Below are 18802 nucleotides of genomic sequence, written 5' to 3'. Positions count from 1 at the left end.
TCAGCTGCGCGGCGCCATCATCTGGCTGCGCAGCCTTGCCCCCGCCACATGATCACGATCCCGAACAGGCCCTAGCGCGCCGCGTCGTTCCGGCGTACCGACAGCAGGTCCTCCAGTTGCTCCTCGCGGGACTGGGCGGCCACGAAGAGCAGCTCGTCGCCCGCCTCCAGGGAGTCCTCCCGGGTCGGCGTGAGAACGCGGGTCCCACGGATGATCGTGACCAGTGAGGTGTCCTGGGGCCACTGGACGTTGCCGACCTGGGTGCCCGCCAGCGCCGACTCCTCGGGCAGGGTCAGCTCCACCAGGTTGGCGTCACCGTGGCTGAAGCGCAGCAGCCGGACCAGGTCGCCGACGCTGACCGCCTCCTCCACCAGGGCCGACATCAGGCGCGGGGTGGAGACGGCGACGTCCACGCCCCAGGACTCGTTGAACAGCCACTCGTTCTTGGGGTTGTTCACCCGGGAGACGACGCGCGGGACGCCGTACTCCGTCTTCGCCAGCAGGGACACGACCAGGTTGACCTTGTCGTCGCCGGTCGCGGCGATGACGACGTTGCAGCGCTGGATCGCCGCCTCGTCCAGGGATGTGATCTCGCAGGCGTCGGCGAGCAGCCACTCGGCCTGCGGAACGCGCTCGACCGAGATGGCGGTCGGCGCCTTGTCGATGAGCAGGACCTCGTGGCCGTTCTCCAGCAGCTCGCCCGCGATCGAGCGGCCGACGGCGCCGGCTCCTGCGATGGCGACTCTCATCGGTGACCGCCCTCCTCTTCGGGCCCCTTGGCGAACGCCGCCTCGACCCGGTCGATCTCGTCGGTGCGCATCATCACGTGCACCAGGTCCCCCTCCTGCAACACCGTCTGGGAGCTGGGCAGGATCGCCTCGCCGAGCCGGGTGAGGAAGGCCACGCGGACGCCGGTCCGGTCCTGCAGTTTGCTGATCTTGTGCCCCACCCAGGCCGGGGAGGTGTGCACCTCGGCGAGTTGGACCCCGCCGGTGGGGTCGCGCCACAGGGGCTCCGCGCCCGAGGGGAGCAGTCGGCGCAGCATCTGGTCGGCGGTCCAGCGGACCGTCGCGACCGTGGGGATGCCCAGGCGTTGGTAGACCTCCGCGCGGCGGGGGTCGTAGATGCGGGCGGCGACGTTCTCGACGCCGAACATCTCACGGGCCACCCGCGCGGCGATGATGTTGGAGTTGTCCCCGCTGGAGACGGCGGCGAAGGCGCCGGCCTCCTCGATGCCCGCCTCGCGCAGGGTGTCCTGGTCGAAGCCGATCCCGGTGATCCGGCGGCCGTTGAACGCGGAACCCAGCCGGCGGAAGGAGGTCGGGTCCCGGTCGACCACGGCGATCGTGTGCCCCCCCTCCTCCAGGGTCTGGGCCAGGGCGGAACCCACCCTTCCGCAACCCATGATGACAATATGCATCGCCTTACACCGCGCTTCCTGCAGGCCCGTCGATCTTCATGACCATCGTGCTCATGTCTCTCTTTCGGCTCGCCGGGCAACCCGTGGCGGCCTGAGTGCGGACCGCCGGGCAACATCATGCCGGGGCGGCGCGCTTCCGGTGCCCTCCGGGGCTCCGGCCACGGCGCGTGGGGGCCCGTGTGCGGGTGCCGTGTGCGGGTGCCGTGTCCTGGGAGCACGGGTCCAACGTATCGGCACGGCGGGGCGATCAGCGGCGGGTGATGCTGCGCACGCTCGCCAGGGTCAGGATCCCGAGGCCGAGAAGCGCGGCCGCGGCACCGATCAGTTCGGCGGACGCGTGCATGGAACCTCCACGGAGGGGCGGCGGACAGGGCCCAGTCATATAGGCATGGAACCGGCGCCTCCCGCGGAACCCGCAGCGCCACCACCCCGTGTTTTCACCCGGAGAGCAGAGGCGCCCGCCCGTGCCGCGTCCCCCGACACGGGTCCCGTTCGGAACCCGTACGGAAGCCGTATGGATGTGAGCGGCGGACGGGTGTCCCTGTGTTCGAAGGCATACGATCCTCAGTTGTGTCCAAACTGACCGACGTGCCCAAACGCATTCTCATCGGGCGCGCGTTGCGCAGCGACCGCTTGGGCGAAACGCTTCTGCCCAAGCGCGTCGCACTCCCCGTCTTCGCCTCCGACCCGCTGTCGTCCGTGGCGTACGCACCCGGTGAGGTCCTGCTCGTCCTCTCCGTCGCCGGTCTGTCGGCGTACCACTTCAGTCCCTGGATCGCGCTCGCGATCATCGCCCTGATGGTCACCGTGGTCGCCTCCTACCGGCAGAACGTGCACGCCTACCCCAGCGGCGGCGGTGCCTACGAGGTGGTGACCACCAACCTCGGTTCCAGGGCCGGCCGGACCGTCGCGAGCGCCCTGCTGGTCGACTACGTCCTCACCGTCGCCGTGTCGATCTCCGCCGGCGTCGAGAACCTGGGTTCGGCGATTCCGTTCATGGTCGAACACAAGGTGGCCTGCGCCATCGCCGTGATCGTGCTGCTGACGCTGATGAACCTGCGCGGCGTCCGGGAGTCGGGCACGCTCTTCGCCATCCCCACGTACGTCTTCGTGACAAGTGTCTTCATCATGATCGCGTGGGGCGCGTTCCGCGGCGTGGTGCTCGGCGACGAGATGCGGGCGCCGACGGCGGACTTCGAGATCAAACCCGAACACCCCGGCCTGGCGGGCTTCGCCCTGTTCTTCCTGCTGCTGCGCGCCTTCTCCTCCGGCTGCGCCGCGCTCACCGGCGTCGAGGCGATCTCCAACGGCGTCCCGGCCTTCCGCAGGCCCAAGTCCAAGAACGCGGCGACCACGCTCGCGATGATGGGACTGCTCGCCGTCACCATGTTCTGCGGCATCATCGTCCTGGCCGGCACGACCCGGGTGCGCCTGGCCGAGAACCCGGCCACGGACCTCTTCCACGACGGCGTACCGCTGGGTCCGGGCTACGTACAGCATCCGGTGATCTCGCAGGTGGCCGCAGCCGTGTTCGGCCAGGGCAGCCTGCTGTTCCTCCTGCTGGCCGCCGCCACGGCGCTGGTGCTGTTCCTCGCCGCGAACACCGCCTACAACGGCTTCCCGCTGCTCGGCTCGATCCTCGCCCAGGACCGCTACCTCCCGCGTCAGCTGCACACCCGCGGCGACCGGCTCGCCTTCTCCAACGGCATCGTGCTGCTCGCCGGTGCCGCCAGCGTGCTGGTGTGGGTGTACGGCGCCAGCACGACCCGCCTGATCCAGCTCTACATCGTCGGTGTCTTCGTGTCCTTCACCCTCAGCCAGATCGGCATGGTCCGGCACTGGAACCGCCTGCTGGCCATCGAGAAGGAGCAGGCCAAGCGCCGCCACATGATCCGCTCCCGGGCCATCAACGCCTTCGGCGCCTTCTTCACCGGCCTGGTCCTGGTCGTCGTGCTCGTCTCCAAGTTCACCCACGGCGCCTGGGTCGCGCTGCTCGGCATGTGCGTCTTCTACGTGACGATGACGATGATCCGCCGGCACTACGACCGCGTCGCCGAGGAGGTCGCCGCACCGGAGGAGCCGAGCGACGACATGGTGCGCCCCTCCCGGGTCCACTCGGTCGTCCTGGTCTCCAGGATCCACCGCCCCACCCTGCGCGCCCTCGCCTACGCCAAGCTGATGCGCTCGGACAGCCTCGAGGCGCTCAGCGTCAACGTCGACGCGGCGGAGACCCGGGCGCTGCACGAGGAGTGGGAGCGGCGCGGCATCGATGTACCCCTGAAGGTGCTGGACTCCCCCTACCGCGAGGTCACACGGCCGGTCATCGAGTACGTCAAGAACCTGCGCAGGGAGTCGCCGCGGGACGTGGTGTCCGTGTTCATCCCCGAGTACGTGGTCGGCCACTGGTACGAGCAGCTGCTGCACAACCAGAGCGCACTGCGGCTCAAGGGCCGGCTGCTGTTCACGCCGGGCGTGATGGTGACCTCGGTGCCGTACCAGCTGGAATCCTCCGAGGCGGCCAGGCGGCGCGCCCGCAAGCGGGCGAACTGGGCGGCGCCGGGTTCGGTGCGGCGCGGTCCGGCGGAGCGGTCGAAGGACTCCTCCCCGCACACGTAGACTGGACGGCTGTTGTCGCGGGCCACCGCCCGCATCTTCGCCCTCGATGTTGTGGAGTCACCCCGCCATGCAGGCAGAACCGAGGAAATCGCTGGTGGGGGAGGAGTACGAGGTCGAGGTCGGCCCCGTCGCCCACGGCGGCCACTGCATCGCCCGTACGTCCGAGGGGCAGGTGCTGTTCGTCCGGCACGCGCTGCCCGGCGAGCGGGTCGTCGCGCGGGTGACCGAGGGCGAGGAGGGGGCCCGCTTCCTGCGCGCGGACGCGGTGACGGTGCTCGACGCCTCCAAGGACCGGATCGACGCCCCCTGCCCGTACGCCGGGCCCGGCCGCTGCGGCGGCTGCGACTGGCAGCACGCCAAGCCGGGAGCGCAGCGGCGGCTGAAGGGCGAGGTCGTCGCCGAGCAGCTGCGGCGGCTCGCCGGGCTCACGCCCGAGGAGGTCGGCTGGGACGGCACGGTGGTCCCCGCCGAGGGCGACAAACTCCCCGCCGGCCAGGTCCCGGCGTGGCGCACGCGCGTGCAGTACGCGGTGACCGCCGACGGCCGCGCGGGACTGCGCCGGCACCGCTCGCACGAGGTCGAGCCCATCGACCACTGCATGATCGCCGCGGAAGGCGTCAGCGAGCTGGGCATCGAGAAGCGGGACTGGACGGGCATGGACTCCGTCGAGGCGATCGCCGCGACGGGCTCGCAGGACCGCCAGGTCGTCCTGACCCCGAAACCGGGCGCGCGCCTGCCCCTGGTCGAACTGGACCGCCCCGTCTCCGTCCTGCGCATCGACGAACGCAACGGCCAGGTCCACCGCGTCCACGGCCGCCCCTTCGTCCGCGAACGGGCGGACGGCCGCACCCACCGGGTCGCGAACGGCGGCTTCTGGCAGGTCCACCCGAAGTCGGCGGACACCCTGATCACCGCGGTCATGCAGGGCCTGCTGCCCCGCAAGGGCGACACGGCCCTCGACCTGTACTGCGGCGTCGGCCTCTTCGCGGGCGCCCTGGCCGACCGGGTCGGCGAGCAGGGCGCGGTCCTCGGCATAGAGTCCGGCAAGCGCGCGGTCGAGGACGCCCGGCACAACCTCGCCGACTTCCCCCGCGTCCGCATCGAACAGGGCAAGGTCGACTCCGTCCTGCCCCGCACCGGCATCACCGAGGTCGACCTCGTCGTCCTCGACCCGCCCCGCGCGGGCGCCGGCCGCAAGACCGTGGCCCACCTGACCTCCCTGGGCGCCCGTCGCATCGCCTACGTCGCCTGCGACCCGGCCGCCCTGGCCCGCGACCTGGCGTACTTCCGGGACGGGGGGTACCGGGTGCGGATGCTGCGCGTGTTCGACTTGTTCCCGATGACCCATCACGTGGAGTGCGTGGCGATTCTGGAGCCCGCGGGAAAGAGTCGCTGACCTGCGGTTCAGCAGGAGCGCCGACGGGTCTCGACCTGTTTCGCGGTATCCAGCAGGTCGAACCCTTCGGGCCCGCCTCACCTGCGGATCTGTGCTGGAGTGACTGACGGGAGCGGCTGTGTGATGGCCGGTCGTCGGGACTCTTGACGCTCGTATGACGCTCGACTCCCGTCGGCGAGGCCGACCGGAACAAGGTGTCGCGACACCCATGACGGCCTTGTCGAGGAGCCGCTGACCCGACTCTGCGACTCTGACTGTGAGTGACTTCTGTTGCCCGCCGTCAGGAAAGTCAGGCTGGACGGATTCTGTCTAAGTAGACTTGGACAGAATCGTGGTCGATCCAGGCTGGTAGGGAGTTCCGGTGGACGAGAGCGTGCTTGCCAAGCCCGAGGACGTGGTCGACCGTGATCGTGAGTGGGGGTTGCTCACCGAGTTCGTCACGGACCCGGATCCGGCGATGCGTCTGGGGATCGTGTCGGGGCGCAGGCGGCACGGGAAGTCGTATCTGCTGCAGGCGCTGTCGGAGCGGGTCGGGGGTCTGTACGTCACCGCGGTGCGGGAGGAAGGGCGGCTGCCGGCGATTCAGAGGTTCAGCGATGCCATCGCGGCCCACGCCGGTCTGCGGCCCGGCACGCTGCGGTTGGCCGACTGGCGTGAGGTCCTGTCCAACGCCCTTGACGTCACCGCGCGATCACAGACCCCGCTGCTGGTGATCGACGAGTTGCCGTATCTCCTCCAGCACTCTCCCGAGATCCCTGGTTTGCTCCAGCAGCTCTATGACGAGCGCCAGCGGGGCACCGGGGCCGGACCCGGAGCGCGGGTGATCCTGTGTGGGTCCGCGATGAGCGTCATGCACGAACTGCTGTCGGGAACGAAGCCGTTGCGCGGCCGTGCGGTGATCGATCTGCGGCTGGGGGCCTTCGACTACCGGGCCAGCCGTGAGTTCTGGCAGATCGACGACCCGCTGACCGCCCTGCAGGTGCACGCCGTCCTCGGCGGTGCTCCCGGTTACCGGCCGGTGGCGGCCCGCCCGCACCCGAGTGACGGCTTCGCCGCCTGGCTGACGCGGACGCTCCTGGACCCGGGGCGGGCGGTGTACTCGCGCACCGAGACGGAGTATCTGCTGCGCGAGGATCCGCGGATCACCCAGCACACCCTCTATTACGACATCCTCACCGCGATCGCCCGGGGCGCCACCACCCCCACCAGGATCGGCGCAGCTCTGGAACGGCAGCGCAACGCCGTCACCCACCCGCTCGACGTCCTGGAGTCCACCGGCTACGTCCAGCGCGAGCAGGACATCCTGCGCCCCCGCCACCCGGTCATCACCCTGACCGACCCCGTCATCCGCTTCAACCAGCTGATCACCCTGCCGCAGGCATCCACCGTCGAGCAGGGCTTCGCCGAAGAGGCGTGGCAGGCCGCCGCGCCGACCTTCAACTCCAAGATTCTCGGACCCCACTTCGAGGACCTCGCCCGCGCCTTCACCCGCCGCTATGCCCACGCCCTGCTTCCCGGTGGCCTGCCCGGCCCGGTCGGCACCACCGAGGTGGCCGACCCGGCGGCCCGCACCAAGCACGAGGTGGACGTCATCGCCCTGGCCCTGGGCGAGCGTCCGCAGGCCCCCCGTGCCCGGATCGCCCTCCTCGGCGAGGCCAAGGCCACCGCCGCCCGCCGTGGCACGGGCGACCTGCAACGCCTGGAGCGCATCCGCGCCCTGCTCACCGACCAGGGTTACGACACCACGGGCACCACCCTGGCCCTGTTCTCCCTGCACGGCTTCTACCCGGACCTGATCGAGTCCGCGGCCGGCCGCGACGATCTGCTCCTGGTTGACCTGGCGACTCTTTACGGGGTCGGGTAGCTATCACTCCTGTCGCGATGACAACGGCGAACTCAGCGGGCGCGGTGGGGCGTGTCCGCGCATAGCAGTGGCGCGCCGCGGGTTGTCAGGCGCGGCCAGTGCAGGACGGCAGTGGCGACGCCGATGCCGATGAACAGTCAGCCGGGTCGTCAGCGCTCGTTGAGATCGTCGGCGAGTGCGCGGTCGAGGTCGTGCTGTGCCCTGTCCACCAGAGACTTGTAGAAGAGGTCAACGACAGAGTCCCGCGGGAGTCCGGCGCGGATACGCTGAGCGCGTTCGCTGATGTCGACATCTTCCGCATACGGCTTGCCAGGAGTTCCCCAGCGGACGCCGAAAAAGACCGTAGCCTGGAGGTTTCCTCCACTACGGCGGTACAAAGCTTCCGAGAGCTTGGATGCTGTCTTCAGCAATGCCGTCACGAAGTCGACCCGGTCCCAAACCGCGCTTTTGGGTATCTTGCTCAAGAGCGGGGCGGCGGCATGAGCGAGATCGCTGTCTGAACCCTCCACGGTTGGAACACCCGTCCCAGGAACCCGCGCATCCGATGTGTGCCGACTACTCCGGGTCTGGTTGGTCAGAGAGACATAGGAGGGTGACGACGGCTGCGCCTGTGATCCCGCTGGGCTGGGCACCATCTGGCAGATCATGTGAGGGTCTGACGAATCGCGAGTGGTTGTTTCCGGGGGCGCACCTGCCCTCTTCGGGCAGACGGGGAGGCCGGTTCCACAGGGCATGACCCTGCCGGGATTCGATCGTTGTCGTCCGGGCTTCGGGGAATCAACTGCCGGCCGCCCCGTGGGCGGGCGATGATGCAAGTGACAGGTGATCAGGTCGGTGGTCGCGCGACTACGGGGGAGTGGCCTGCCCGGATGAACTTGGGGGAAATTCATGACGTTCGAGCAGGAATGGGCCGAACTGCGCGAGGCGGCGGCCAAGCGGACTGCCATGCAGACCAACGGCATTCCGGCCGACGGCGGCGGAGGTGGTGGTGGCGGGAAAGACCTGGTGGTCAATCGGGACGACCTCGGCGCCATCGGCAATGACGCGTACGACCTGCTGGGCCGGCTGGCGAAGGAGGGCGACATCGCCCGTGCCTCCACGTTCGAGGCGGCGACGGCGCTGACCAACGGGAACTTCGTGAGCGGTTCGGCCGTGCTGAAGGTGCATGACTTCTGGCAGACCCACCTGAAGACGCTGCTGGACGCCTGTGCACGGATCTCGAATCACCTCGATTACAGCAAGGCCCAGCACGCCAAGGACGAGGCGAAGATCGAGGGAGAGCTGACGCGGATCTCCGTGCTCTCGGAATACATGAACTAGCTCGGGGGAGCGCTCAGCATGCTGAAGTACGAGGACATCGTCGACGCCCCGGTGGCGAAGCTGAAGGCCGCCGTCGACGACTGGGCGGAGATGGTGGGGAAGCTGGACAAGCTCGCCACCGCCGCCGCCGACGGGATGAAGACGAAGGCGGACAGAGCGGCCTGGGAGGGCGTCAACGCGGGGGTCACCAAGGCGTTCATCGGTAAGACGGCCAAGGAGTTCACGGACGCCGCGGCCGAGGCCAGGGGTGTGAAGCGGGTCCTGGAAGAGGGCTACGCGGCCATCAAGAAGGCCAGGGACGACCTGGTCGACATCCGGGACCACGAGGGGCCCGCGGCCGGCATCCACGTGGACGGCAACGGCAAGGTCACGGCGAAGAACCCGTTGTCCGAGAACGAGGCGGCGCGGCACGACCCCGACTACAGCGAGCTCCTGCGAAAGGAGAAGCGGAACATCGCGTCGTGGCAGAAGAGGATCGACCTCATCGTCGACAACTGCAACGACACCGACCTCGCCCTCAAGAACACCCTCGAGGCCAACGTCACCGACCGCAAGGACTTCAGCGCCCCGACGTACACGAAGCTGGACCAGGAGGAGGCCGCCCGCGCCGCCGCCCTGGCGGCCAAGGGCCGGGCCATCACACACGCCGAACTTCAGCAGCTCAACGAGCTGCTGAAGGACAACAGTTCGTCGGTGGAGTTCGCCAAGGGCTTCTATGAGAAGCTCGGTCCCGAGAAGTCGCTCGCGTTCTTCGGTCAGCTCTCCACGGACACGCACGAGCTCGGCAAGGTCGATCCGGAGCGGCTCAAGGAGGTCCAGGAGCTCCAGAGGAACCTGGGCCTCAACCTGGCCACCGCCTCCCACGACAAGGCGTTCACCGACAAGTGGGGCCCGGAGCTCCGCAAGCTGGGTATGGAGCAGATCCCGCTGAGCAGGTACGACCACAGCGCACCGTTCGGGTACCAGCTGCTCGGCGGGATCATGCGGCACGGGGACTACGACGCGAAGTTCCTCAACCCGATCGCCGAGCACGTGGCACAGCTGCACCAGAAGGACCCGGACCTGTTCACCACCAACAGAGGGATGGGGAGTACGGCCAGGAACCCGTTCAACCCCTCCGGAGTGAACGGCGCCGGCTACGACCCGGTCACCGCCATGCTGGAGGCGCTCGGCAACAGCCCGGAAGCGGCGAAGAGTTTCTTCGCCGACCCCCCGACCGCGTACAACGAGGACGGCACGGTCAACCGTGGTGCCACGGCCGATCTCGGCAAGGACGAGAACGGCGAGGCGATCGACAACTACCTCGACTTCTTCGGCAACGAGAAGTGGGAGCCGTTCTGTGACGCCGAGCTGAACGACCTGGAGGGTGTCGAGGCGTCGGTCGGTCACATGCCCGACGCCCTCGGGCACGCCCTGGAGGCGGCGACCCTCGGCTACCCGGCCGGACAGCCGGACCCCGGCGTGGTGCGGGACGCGGACAACGCCGCGGTCATGCAGAAGGTCATGGAGAAGTACGGCGACGAGCCGGGACTGCTCAAGAAACACGAGGTGATGGCCGACAGCCTGGGCGTCATGGGTGCCGGCTACATCGACGACATCAACTGGGCGCTGGCCAAGAACGAACAGGGCAGCGTGTTCGCGCCGGGCCGGAACCCGGAGGGGCGCATCGACTTCGCGGACACCGCGGACGGGGACGGGCGGAGCGTCGTCCGGGGCTTCCTCAGCACCTTGGGCCAGCACCCGGACGCCTACGCGACGCTCTCGACCGCGGAGCAGGTCTACACCCGCAGTGTCCTGGAGGAGAAGGCGGTGGGCCCGGACGGAACGATCAAGGAGGGCCCCGCCAGGGCGGCCGTGCGCGTGGGCGCCGAGGTGCAGGGCATGCTCGACCAGGCCCGGGCCGACCAGGTGGAGGCGACGAACCTCAAGCTCCACGAGGACTACGAGAAGGCGGTCGCCAAGAGGGCGGGCTGGATCGAGTTCGGGGCCACGGCGGGCATCGCGGCGGGCGTCGCCTTCCTGCCCGCCACCGCGGCCGTGGGTGCGGCCGCGGTACTCGTCCCGCTGGCGACCGACACCGCCAGCGGCGCTGCCGAACAGGTCATCGGCCAGGTGATCGGTGATATCTCCGACAACTCGGTGGATGAGCACAAGGAGAAGGTGGAAGACCTCAACGACAAGGAGAAGGAGAAGATCTACTTCGCCGGTGAGAGCCTGGCCGAGGCTCCGGCAGAGGATTTCTTGAAGCGTCACGGTCAGGACGGAGAAGGCCCGGCTAGTCAAAATATCAAAGAATCGGTATTGATCGGTTACGGGGTCGGCAACGACCGGCAGCAGCAGCAGGGCAACTCCCCGGAAACCGGTTGAGCCGGTGGAAGGCCGAAGACACGTGAGGATGCGGGCAGTGATCAGTCGTAGGTCGGTACGTAGAAGGCTCCTTGCCACGGTCACGACCAGCTCATTGGTTTTCGGGGCCACAGGTTGTGGGGGGGACGGAGAGGTGGATGGGACTCCGAAGACTCCGAAGGGCTACAAGGTGGTCTCGGGGACGGAGCTCTGTGGTGGTAAGGCGATGTCCGCCGAGGCTTCCAAAGCGTTGAAGGTGATTACGGGGACGTCGCGGTTCGAGGCGTCGGGGGAAGAGGACACCATTACGCAGGCTGCGGAGAATCTGATCGAGGCGTTCCCGGTCCCCACCGTTACCAAGGACATCTGCCGTACCTACACGCCTATCGGGACGCCGGATTTCGATCTGAGAATCACATGGAGTCTGGAAGACGGTGCCCCGACGGGACCCCCGGCCCCGGAGTTCACCGTGCTGAAGATGGGGGAGCGGGCCGTGACGGCGGCGAACAAGGCGTACGTCCGGTTCGCGTGCCGGAGCGAGAGGCTGCTCAACTCGTCGAGGGTGGGCCACATCGTCATCGGCGTGCGGCATTGGGCCGTGCCGACGGAGCCCGAGGGCGACGTCGAGGCGTTGAAGGACGCCTACGCGACCGTGGCCCACTCCGTCTCGCTGGCCATGGCCAAGGAACTGCGCTGTGAGAAGGACGGCGGACTTCCCGCGCGGCCCGTGCTGGATCCCGCGTAGCCGCCGGCGTGCGCGGAAACGACCGTGAGCAGGCGGCCCTTCCTGTCCGGTGGAGGGGCCGTCTGCCGTGTGCGGTGCGCCACGGCTGAGCGGTGCACGGACCTCACCTTCAAGAGGCCGCCGGCCTCGCACGCGCTCACGATCCCGGCCCGGCCCCCCGTACCGGACGGTGCGGAGAAGCCCTGCTCGGCGAAGACCCGGTCGAGGTCTGCGTACCGGTCACCCCCCTCGTCGGCTGGGCCGTGCTGACACTGTCGCCGGGGAAGAGCTACAGTCCACACTTCGAGGAGCTCGCCCGCCAGTGGTGTTTCGAACATGCCGTGCCGGAAAGCCTCGGGGCCGGGCAAGCTGGGTGTGCCTGACTGAGATCGCCGGCCGGGAACATCGGCGCGGTCACGAACTGGACCTGGTGGTCGCGGAGTCGCCGGCGTTCGGGGCCGAGCGGATCACCGCGATCGGTGAGGCCAAGGGGACGCTCACGCCTGTCGGCCTGCCGCAGTTGGAGCGGCTGGAGCACCTGCGGGGGCTGCTGCCCAGCGCCAGGGTGGGGTCCTGCCGAAGCTCCTGCTTTTCGCCCGCTCTGGCTTCACCGGAGATCTGAGGCGCGAGGCCGACCGGCGCGGTGATGTCGAGCTGGTCGACCTGCACCGCATTCACCGCTGAGAGTGATGCACAGCGGGTACGGCGGCCGGCCCAGGCATTGCAGGACGCAGCCGCACTCCTCGGCCCACTCTGCTCGCCGCCTCTTCGTCCTGCGCAGCCCCACATGCACGGCCATGAGGCTTGAAGCTCGTTTGACGCTCAGGAGCTTGGGGGGCGTCAGGGGCACTCGGAAGACCGCTTCTGACCTGGGGTTCTGTACCGCCTTCCGGTACTGACATGTTCCCGATGACCCACCACGTGGAGTGCGTGGCGGTTCTGGAACCAGCTGTTAAGGGTGCCTGACCTGCGGGTTCTTCTGGATTGCCAGTCACGGGCTTGACCTTGACACGGTGGCAAGGTGTCCCCTGGGTGCAGGAGGTGGTTTCGATCAACCCGAGCAACGGAACCCCGCAGAACGCCCGTGTGGTCGGTGCCCTGAGCGCCGAGGACGCGTCGGTCCGGCTGCAGGCGGCCCTGGCGGTCGGCTCGACCCCCGACCCCGGCTTCCTCGAGACGCTCGTCGAACGGTGCGCGGTCGAGCCGGACTTCTTCGTGCGGGACATGCTGTCCTGGGCCCTGACCCGCCTCCCGTCGGAGATCACCCTGCCCCGGATCCGCCGGGAACTCGCCTCCGAGCGGACTCAGGCCCGCAGCCAGGCGTTGCACACGCTATCCAAGATCGGCGACGGGAGCGCCTGGGTCTGGATCACGCACGACCTGCTGCGCGACGCCGACGACGAGGTCGCGCGGACCGCGTGGCGGGTCGCGGTCGCCCTCGTACCCGAGGACGAGAAGAAGGAGCTGGCCGACGAACTGGTCATGCAGCTCGGCCGCGGCGACCGCGATGTGCGGCTGAGCCTGAGCCGGGCCCTCGTCGAGCTCGGCGACGTGACCGAGCCCGCCCTGGAGAAGGCCGCGGCGAGCCCCGACCCGGCGGTGGCCACGCACGCCCGTGCCACCGAGCTGCTGCGGCAGAACCCGGAGACCGGTTTCGACGCGGCCGTCGAGGAGGCGAAGCGAGTCGTCGCGCTCGGCCCGGAACGAGCCGCTGCCGCCGCGGAGGCAGCGGAATGCTGATCGGTGAGGTGTCCCGCCGCTCGGGGGTGAGTACCCGGATGCTCCGGCACTACGACGCCCTCGGGCTGGTGCGGCCGACCGGTCGCACCGTCGGCGGCTACCGCGAGTACTCCGCCGAGGACGTCCGCAGGATCTTCCACGTGGAGAGCCTGCGCTCCCTCGGGCTCTCGCTCAAACAGATCGGACGCGCGCTGGAGGACCCGGCCTTCACGCCGTCCGCCCTGGTCGGCGATCTCATCCGGTGGACGGAAGACCGCTTGGAGCGGGAACGGGAACTGCTCGAGCGGCTCCGTGCCGTCGACGCGTCGGCGCCCACCGGCTGGCAGGACGTCCTGCGCATCGTCGAACTCATGCAGGGGCTCGACTCGACCAGCGCTGCGCGCAGACAGCAGGCCGTCCTGGCCCGGCCGGGGAGTGTGTCGGTTCCCGCCGAGCTGCTGGCCGGGGCGGTCCTGGCCGAATCCGACGCCAACGTCGCCGGCGCCCTGCGCTGGGCGCTCGCCCGATCGGACGGCGACGGCGTGGCGGCACTGGCTGACGGCGTGTACGCGCAGGATGTCGACATCCGGCGGCGCGCGGTGCTGGCGATCGCCGAGATGGCCGAGGCCCCGGGTGCGGCCGCGGTGCTCGCGGACGCCCTCGGGGACCCGGACACGGTGGTGCGCAGGCACGCCGCTCTGGCTCTGGGCAGGCGGGGAGTGACCGCGACCGTGCCGACACTCGTCGGCATGGTGGTCGAGGGTTCCCACGACGTCGACGCGGCGGAGGTCCTGGGAACGCTGTCCCGGGACCCCGGGTGCGCGGACCGGATCACGACCGCACTGGTCGACGAACTCGCCGCCCCCACCGCGGACTCCGCGACGCGGATACGTCTGGCCCAGGCGCTGGTCGAGCTGCCGGGGACCACCGTGCGGGATGTCCTGCGTCAACTGGCTCGCGACGACGACCCCGCCGTCGCCCTCGTCGCCTCGGCCTTCGTCACGGTCCTCGACGAGCGGTCCCCCGAAGACCGAGGAGCCGAGGATTCCTGAAGACGTACGACCGAGGCGCCGCGGCACCCTGTCCCGACAGGCATGCCAGCCGTGGGATCGGAGACGGCGCTCACTTCCTCACGGCCATCACCCACCCCTTTTCGGCGACGACTCCTGGCGACTCGCCCTCGTTGCTCCGGGGTACACCTCATGTCACGGGCGCGTGCCACTACTCGCCCCGGCTGCGGTCCGAGCAGTCTCAAAGGGGGAGGCACACAGGCGTGTTGGCAGGCAAGACGGCACTGGTGACGGGGGCGAGCAGGGGGATAGGGCGGGGCATCGCGCAGCGACTGGCGCAGGACGGCGCCCTGGTGGCGGTGCACTTCCACGAGGACGAGAGCGCGGCCGAGGAAACCCTCGAGGCGATCCGGGACGGCGGCGGACGCGCTTTCGCGATACAGGCGGACCTCGGCGCGCCGGGGGGAGTGGAGAGTCTGTACGCCCGGTTCGACGCCGGAGTGGCACGGTACGGCACGAGTCCGGGCCTGGACGTACTCGTCAACAACGCCGGCGTCAGCGGGTCCGCCCGTATCGACGAGGTGACGCCCGAACTCTTCGACCGGATCTTCGCAGTGAACACAAAATCCCTGGTGTTCATGGCACAGCAGGCCCTGAAACGCATGCCCGACGGGGGCCGCATCATCAACATCTCATCCGCGGTGACCCGCGTCGCCTATCCGGAGTCCCTCGTCTACTCCATGAGCAAGGGGGCGGTCGACACCTTCACCCTGGCGCTGGCCAAGGAAGTCGGGGCGCGCGCCATCACGGTGAACTGTGTCCGGCCCGGATTCGTCGAGACGGACATGAACGCGGGGAAGCGGCGTACGAGGGAAGCGGCGGCGGGCCTGGCGTCCCTGTCCGTCTTCGGACGGCTGGGACAGCCGTCCGACGTGGCCGACATCGTCGCCTTCCTGGCGTCCGAGTCCTCGCGGTGGATCACCGGCCAGTGCATCGACGCCTCGGGCGGATCCCGGCTGTGAGGATTCCTGACGCTCGTGTTGAAGGCGGTGGTGGCAGTGCCGGACGTGGCCCCGGCGAGCCGGCCGCCCATGGAGGTCGCCCGGCTGCCGACCTTGTCGTGTCCGGCCCCGGTGGGCCGGGGCCGGACACGAGGTCGGCGTGGCAGAGGGCGCGGTGGAGGCGACCGAGTCGGTGTCGGTGTGCGGTGCCGTCGACGCTCGCCGCGCTCGCCGTCGTCCGACGGCGCTGCCCTGCACCGGGCCATCCCGTGGCGCTCACCCGCATGGCCGTCCTGGATGCGGACGGGACGGCTCATGCGATGCTCAGCTCGTCGGTACGGCGGCCCCGAGTACCGGAGGTTCGGTTTTCGCCCTGACCTCCTCGACGGTGAGGTCCGGGGCCAGTTCGACCAGGCGCAGGCCGTCGGGGGTGACGTCCAGGACGCACAGGTCGGTGATGATCCGCTGGACGACCCCCTTGCCGGTGTAGGGCAGGGAGCACTCCTCGACGATCTTGAAGCTGCCGTCCCGGGCCACGTGTTCCATGAGGACCACGACCTTCTTGGCGCCGTGCACCAGGTCCATGGCCCCGCCCATGCCCTTGACCATCTTGCCGGGGATCATCCAGTTGGCGATGTCGCCGGTGGCGGAGACCTGCATCGCGCCGAGGACGGCCGCGTCGATCTTGCCGCCGCGGATCATCCCGAAGGACAGGGCGGAGTCGAAGAAGCTCGCGCCGCGGCGTACGGTCACGGTCTCCTTGCCGGCGTTGACGAGGTCGGGGTCGACCTCGTCCTCGGTCGGGTAGGGGCCCCGTGCCGAGGATGCCGTTCTCCGACTGCAGCACCAACTCCACGTCGTCGGGAACGTGGTTCGGGATGAGGGTCGGGAGGCCGATACCGAGGTTGACGTAGTCGCCGTCCCGCAGTTCCCGGGCCGCGCGTGCGGCCATCTGCTCGCGTGTCCAGCTCATGCGCGTGCGCCTTCCGCACTCATGCCCGTACCGTCCTCTTCTCGATGCGCTTCTCGGCGGCCTGCTCCGGGGCGAGGGCGACGACCCGGTGGACGTAGACGCCGGGGACGTGGACCTCGTCGGGATCGATGTCGCCGGGTTCGACCAGGTGCTCGACCTCGGCGACGGTGGTCCGGCCGCACATCGCCGCGAGCGGGTTGAAGTTGCGGGCCGCGTCCTTGAAGACGAGGTTGCCGTGCCGGTCGCCCTTCCAGGCCCGTACCAGCCCGAAGTCGGCCACGATCGCGCGCTCGAGCACGTGGTCGAGGCCGTCGAAGGTCTCCACCGGCTTGGCCGGGGAGGTCACCTCGACGCTGCCGTCGGTCGCGTACTTCCAGGGCATGCCGCCCTCGGCGACCTGGGTGCCCACGCCGGTGCGGGTGTAGAACGCCGCGATGCCGGAGCCGCCGGCCCGCATCCGCTCCGCGAGCGTGCCCTGCGGAGTCAGCTCGACCTCCAGCTCCCCGGCGAGGTACTGCCGGGCGAACTCCCTGTTCTCCCCGACATGCGACGCCACCACCCGGCGCAGACGGCCCGCGCCGAGCAGGATGCCCAGCCCCCAGTCGTCGACGCCGGCATTGTTGGACACCGTCTCGAGCCGGTCGGTGCCGGTCTCCAGCAGTGCCCGGATCAGCACGGCGGGGATGCCGCACAGCCCGAAGCCGCCCACCGCGAGGGTGCTGCCCGAGGGGATGTCGGCGACCGCCTCGGCGGCCGAGGCCACGACCTTGTCCATCACGCCGCCACCCCTGCGGCCGGAGCGAGGTGTTCGCGCAGCGCCCCGGGGACCGGTGCCGGGCGGCCGGTGGCATCCACGTGCACGACGGCGTGTGCGCCGCGTACGCAGACACCGGCCGGACCGGTGACCGTCCAGGTGTAGGTGATCGAGCTGTTCCCGAGGCGGTCGAGTTCGAGGTCGACCGTGTACGCGTCACCGGCCGTGAGCGGTCGCTCGTACGTGGCCGACGTGGAGCGGCGGGGGAACCGGCCGATGTCGACGTCCGGGAGCACCGAACGGTAGAACGCGTGCTCGGTGTTCTCCGCCCACCGGTACGCGGCGGTGTGGTGGAACCGGCCGGAGGCGTCGGTGTCGGAGAAGGCGACGACGCCGGACGTGCTGTGGACGCTCATGCCGGCACCTCGTCGAGCTGCCCCAGTCCCAGCATCTCGCGCGCCTCGCTCGGGGTGGCGATCTCGTGGCCGAGTTCGCGGATGATCCGCACGGCGCGCTCGGCCAGCTCCAGGTTGGTCGCGAGCCGGCCGCGCGAGTAGTAGAGGTTGTCCTCGAGGCCGACCCGCATGTGGCCGCCGAGCAGCAGGCCGTGGGTCGTCGCCGGAAGCTGGGTCGGCCCGATGCCTGACACCCCCCCACACCGTGCCCTCGGGAAGGTGCTCCACGAGCATCTGGAGGATCTTGGGGGTGTACGGCAGGGCGCCCTGGAAGCCGCGCTGGCAGCCGAGCACGATGTTGCAGTAGTACGGCCGGGAGTCCAGGCCCTCGGCGGTCAGGGTGGTGAAGTCGGACAGGATCCTGGACAACCTCCACGCCGAGGCCGGCTCCGGTGCCTGGCTGCGCTACCGGTACCGGCACATCGTGGTCGACGAGGCCCAGGACCTCAGCGCCGCCCACTGGAAGATGCTGCGCGCCATGGCGCCGTCCGAGCCCGACGACATCTTCCTCGTCGGCGACACGCACCAGCGGATCTACGACAACCAGGTCACCCTCGGCAGCCTGGGCGTCCACATCCGCGGCCGGTCCTCCCGGCTGACCCTCAGCTACCGGACGACCCGGGAGATCCTCCGCGACGCGATCCGGGTCCTGGGCGACGCCGACTACGACGACCTCGACGAAAACGCCGACACCCTTGCCGGGTACCGCTCGGTCCTCCACGGCCCGGCCCCGTCGCTGCGCGGTGCGCGGAGCTGGGCCGAGGAGATGGACCTCGTCGTGGAGCAGCTGCGTGCCTGGCACGACGTGCCCCGTGAGTCCACGGCCGTCTGCGTCCCGACCAACGACATGGTCACCCAGCTCGCCGACCGCCTGGCCCGGCGCGGCATCACCCCGACGGAGATCACGCAGGACGGGCCGCGCGGCGATCAGGGCGTCCACATCGGCACCATGTACCGCTTCAAGGGACTGGAGTACCGCTGTCTGATCATCGCCGGGGTGGCCGAAGGACTCGTTCCCCGTGCTTCCGTGGACGCTTGGGAACACACGGACCTGAGCCGCCACCGGCGAGAACTGCACCGGGCGCGATCGCTGCTCTTCGTCGCGGCGACCCGTGCCCGTGATGCACTCGCCATCACCTGGCACGGCGAGCCGAGCCGCTTCCTGGCGCGTGTACGCGACTCCCCCGTGAGCCCGTGAACGGGG

The 18802-nt window shown here is 69.6% G+C and carries 16 protein-coding genes and 2 pseudogenes; 11 read left to right on the top strand and 7 right to left on the bottom strand.

The features are described from left to right. Positions 1–71: 71 nt before the first annotated feature. The gene (locus JL475_RS25555) at positions 72–749 is read right to left on the bottom strand and encodes a TrkA family potassium uptake protein (RefSeq protein WP_202280276.1); all 678 of its coding nucleotides are present in this window, start codon (positions 747–749) and stop codon (positions 72–74) included. Continuing rightward, complete coding sequence (locus JL475_RS25550) at positions 746–1420, bottom strand: TrkA family potassium uptake protein (protein WP_202280275.1); 675 nt, start codon at positions 1418–1420, stop codon at positions 746–748. The genes JL475_RS25555 and JL475_RS25550 overlap by 4 nt, the downstream gene beginning before the upstream one ends. Positions 1421–1990: 570 nt before the next feature. Between JL475_RS25550 and JL475_RS25545 the strand changes: the two genes are divergently transcribed. The 3 genes from JL475_RS25545 to JL475_RS25535 all read left to right on the top strand — a co-directional run bounded on the left by JL475_RS25545 (position 1991) and on the right by JL475_RS25535 (position 7296). After that, positions 1991–4036 carry an APC family permease gene (locus JL475_RS25545; RefSeq protein WP_202280274.1) on the top strand — a complete coding sequence of 682 codons (2046 nt, stop codon included), beginning with the start codon at positions 1991–1993 and terminating at the stop codon, positions 4034–4036. A 67-nt stretch (positions 4037–4103) separates the two neighbouring features. Then, a complete protein-coding gene (locus tag JL475_RS25540) occupies positions 4104–5432 on the top strand; it encodes a class I SAM-dependent RNA methyltransferase (RefSeq protein ID WP_202280273.1) in 1329 nt (442 codons plus the stop codon). 361 nt (positions 5433–5793) lie between these two features. Further along, on the top strand, positions 5794–7296 hold the full coding sequence (locus JL475_RS25535) for an ATP-binding protein (protein WP_202280272.1): 1503 nt from the start codon (positions 5794–5796) through the stop codon (positions 7294–7296). A 149-nt stretch (positions 7297–7445) separates the two neighbouring features. On the opposite strand, the gene JL475_RS25530 is transcribed toward JL475_RS25535, so the two are convergent. Beyond that, complete coding sequence (locus JL475_RS25530) at positions 7446–7805, bottom strand: hypothetical protein (RefSeq protein WP_202280271.1); 360 nt, start codon at positions 7803–7805, stop codon at positions 7446–7448. Between the two features lie 379 nt (positions 7806–8184). Between JL475_RS25530 and JL475_RS25525 the strand changes: the two genes are divergently transcribed. The 7 genes from JL475_RS25525 (at position 8185) to JL475_RS25495 (ending at position 15437) form a co-directional block, all read left to right on the top strand. Further along, the gene (locus JL475_RS25525) at positions 8185–8616 is read left to right on the top strand and encodes a hypothetical protein (RefSeq protein ID WP_202280270.1); all 432 of its coding nucleotides are present in this window, start codon (positions 8185–8187) and stop codon (positions 8614–8616) included. Between the two features lie 18 nt (positions 8617–8634). Further along, positions 8635–10983, top strand: a complete 2349-nt coding sequence (locus JL475_RS25520; RefSeq protein ID WP_202280269.1) for a DUF6571 family protein — start codon at positions 8635–8637, stop codon at positions 10981–10983. Positions 10984–11116: 133 nt separating this feature from the next. Continuing rightward, positions 11117–11707, top strand: a complete 591-nt coding sequence (locus tag JL475_RS25515; RefSeq protein ID WP_307825154.1) for a hypothetical protein — start codon at positions 11117–11119, stop codon at positions 11705–11707. A 352-nt stretch (positions 11708–12059) separates the two neighbouring features. Continuing rightward, the gene (locus JL475_RS25510; RefSeq protein ID WP_202280267.1) at positions 12060–12308 is read left to right on the top strand and encodes a hypothetical protein; all 249 of its coding nucleotides are present in this window, start codon (positions 12060–12062) and stop codon (positions 12306–12308) included. 410 nt (positions 12309–12718) lie between these two features. Continuing rightward, a complete protein-coding gene (locus tag JL475_RS25505; RefSeq protein ID WP_202280266.1) occupies positions 12719–13426 on the top strand; it encodes a HEAT repeat domain-containing protein in 708 nt (235 codons plus the stop codon). Then, a complete protein-coding gene (locus JL475_RS25500) occupies positions 13420–14457 on the top strand; it encodes a MerR family transcriptional regulator (RefSeq protein WP_202280265.1) in 1038 nt (345 codons plus the stop codon). The genes JL475_RS25505 and JL475_RS25500 overlap by 7 nt, the downstream gene beginning before the upstream one ends. Positions 14458–14681: 224 nt before the next feature. Continuing rightward, a complete protein-coding gene (locus JL475_RS25495) occupies positions 14682–15437 on the top strand; it encodes an SDR family oxidoreductase (RefSeq protein WP_272932970.1) in 756 nt (251 codons plus the stop codon). 303 nt (positions 15438–15740) lie between these two features. On the opposite strand, the pseudogene JL475_RS25490 reads toward JL475_RS25495, so the two are convergent. From JL475_RS25490 to JL475_RS25475, 4 genes and pseudogenes are all read right to left on the bottom strand, one after another. After that, positions 15741–16389, bottom strand: a pseudogene (locus JL475_RS25490) (CoA transferase subunit B). A 19-nt stretch (positions 16390–16408) separates the two neighbouring features. After that, positions 16409–17164, bottom strand: coding sequence for a CoA transferase subunit A (locus JL475_RS25485; RefSeq protein ID WP_202280264.1), 756 nt, complete (start codon positions 17162–17164; stop codon positions 16409–16411). After that, entirely contained in the window at positions 17164–17559 is a 396-nt protein-coding gene (locus JL475_RS25480; RefSeq protein ID WP_202280263.1) for a thioesterase family protein, read from the bottom strand. Before JL475_RS25480 ends, JL475_RS25485 begins: the two co-directional genes overlap by 1 nt. Beyond that, complete coding sequence (locus JL475_RS25475; protein ID WP_202280262.1) at positions 17556–17792, bottom strand: 3-keto-5-aminohexanoate cleavage protein; 237 nt, start codon at positions 17790–17792, stop codon at positions 17556–17558. Before JL475_RS25475 ends, JL475_RS25480 begins: the two co-directional genes overlap by 4 nt. 167 nt (positions 17793–17959) lie before the next feature. On the opposite strand from JL475_RS25475, the pseudogene JL475_RS25470 reads away from it, so the two are divergent. After that, positions 17960–18796 (top strand): annotated as a pseudogene (locus JL475_RS25470) (3'-5' exonuclease); the annotation flags it as partial. Between the last annotated feature and the right edge of the window lie 6 nt (positions 18797–18802).

The organism is Streptomyces sp. M2CJ-2, from assembly GCF_016757295.1.
In the GTDB taxonomy this organism is placed as follows: Bacteria; Actinomycetota; Actinomycetes; order Streptomycetales; family Streptomycetaceae; genus Streptomyces.
Note: the sequence above shows the minus strand (reverse complement) of the source record. Positions and strands in the feature narration are given on the sequence as shown.

Bases quoted from the DNA above. Each gene is read 5' to 3' on its own strand.
- JL475_RS25555 (WP_202280276.1), bottom strand. From the start codon at position 749: ATGAGAGTCGCCATCGCAGGAGCCGGCGCCGTCGGCCGCTCGATCGCG.
- JL475_RS25550 (WP_202280275.1), bottom strand. From the start codon at position 1,420: ATGCATATTGTCATCATGGGTTGCGGAAGGGTGGGTTCCGCCCTGGCC.
- JL475_RS25540 (WP_202280273.1), top strand. From the start codon at position 4,104: ATGCAGGCAGAACCGAGGAAATCGCTGGTGGGGGAGGAGTACGAGGTC.
- JL475_RS25525 (WP_202280270.1), top strand. From the start codon at position 8,185: ATGACGTTCGAGCAGGAATGGGCCGAACTGCGCGAGGCGGCGGCCAAG.
- JL475_RS25520 (WP_202280269.1), top strand. From the start codon at position 8,635: ATGCTGAAGTACGAGGACATCGTCGACGCCCCGGTGGCGAAGCTGAAG.
- JL475_RS25500 (WP_202280265.1), top strand. From the start codon at position 13,420: ATGCTGATCGGTGAGGTGTCCCGCCGCTCGGGGGTGAGTACCCGGATG.
- JL475_RS25485 (WP_202280264.1), bottom strand. From the start codon at position 17,164: ATGGACAAGGTCGTGGCCTCGGCCGCCGAGGCGGTCGCCGACATCCCC.
- JL475_RS25480 (WP_202280263.1), bottom strand. From the start codon at position 17,559: ATGAGCGTCCACAGCACGTCCGGCGTCGTCGCCTTCTCCGACACCGAC.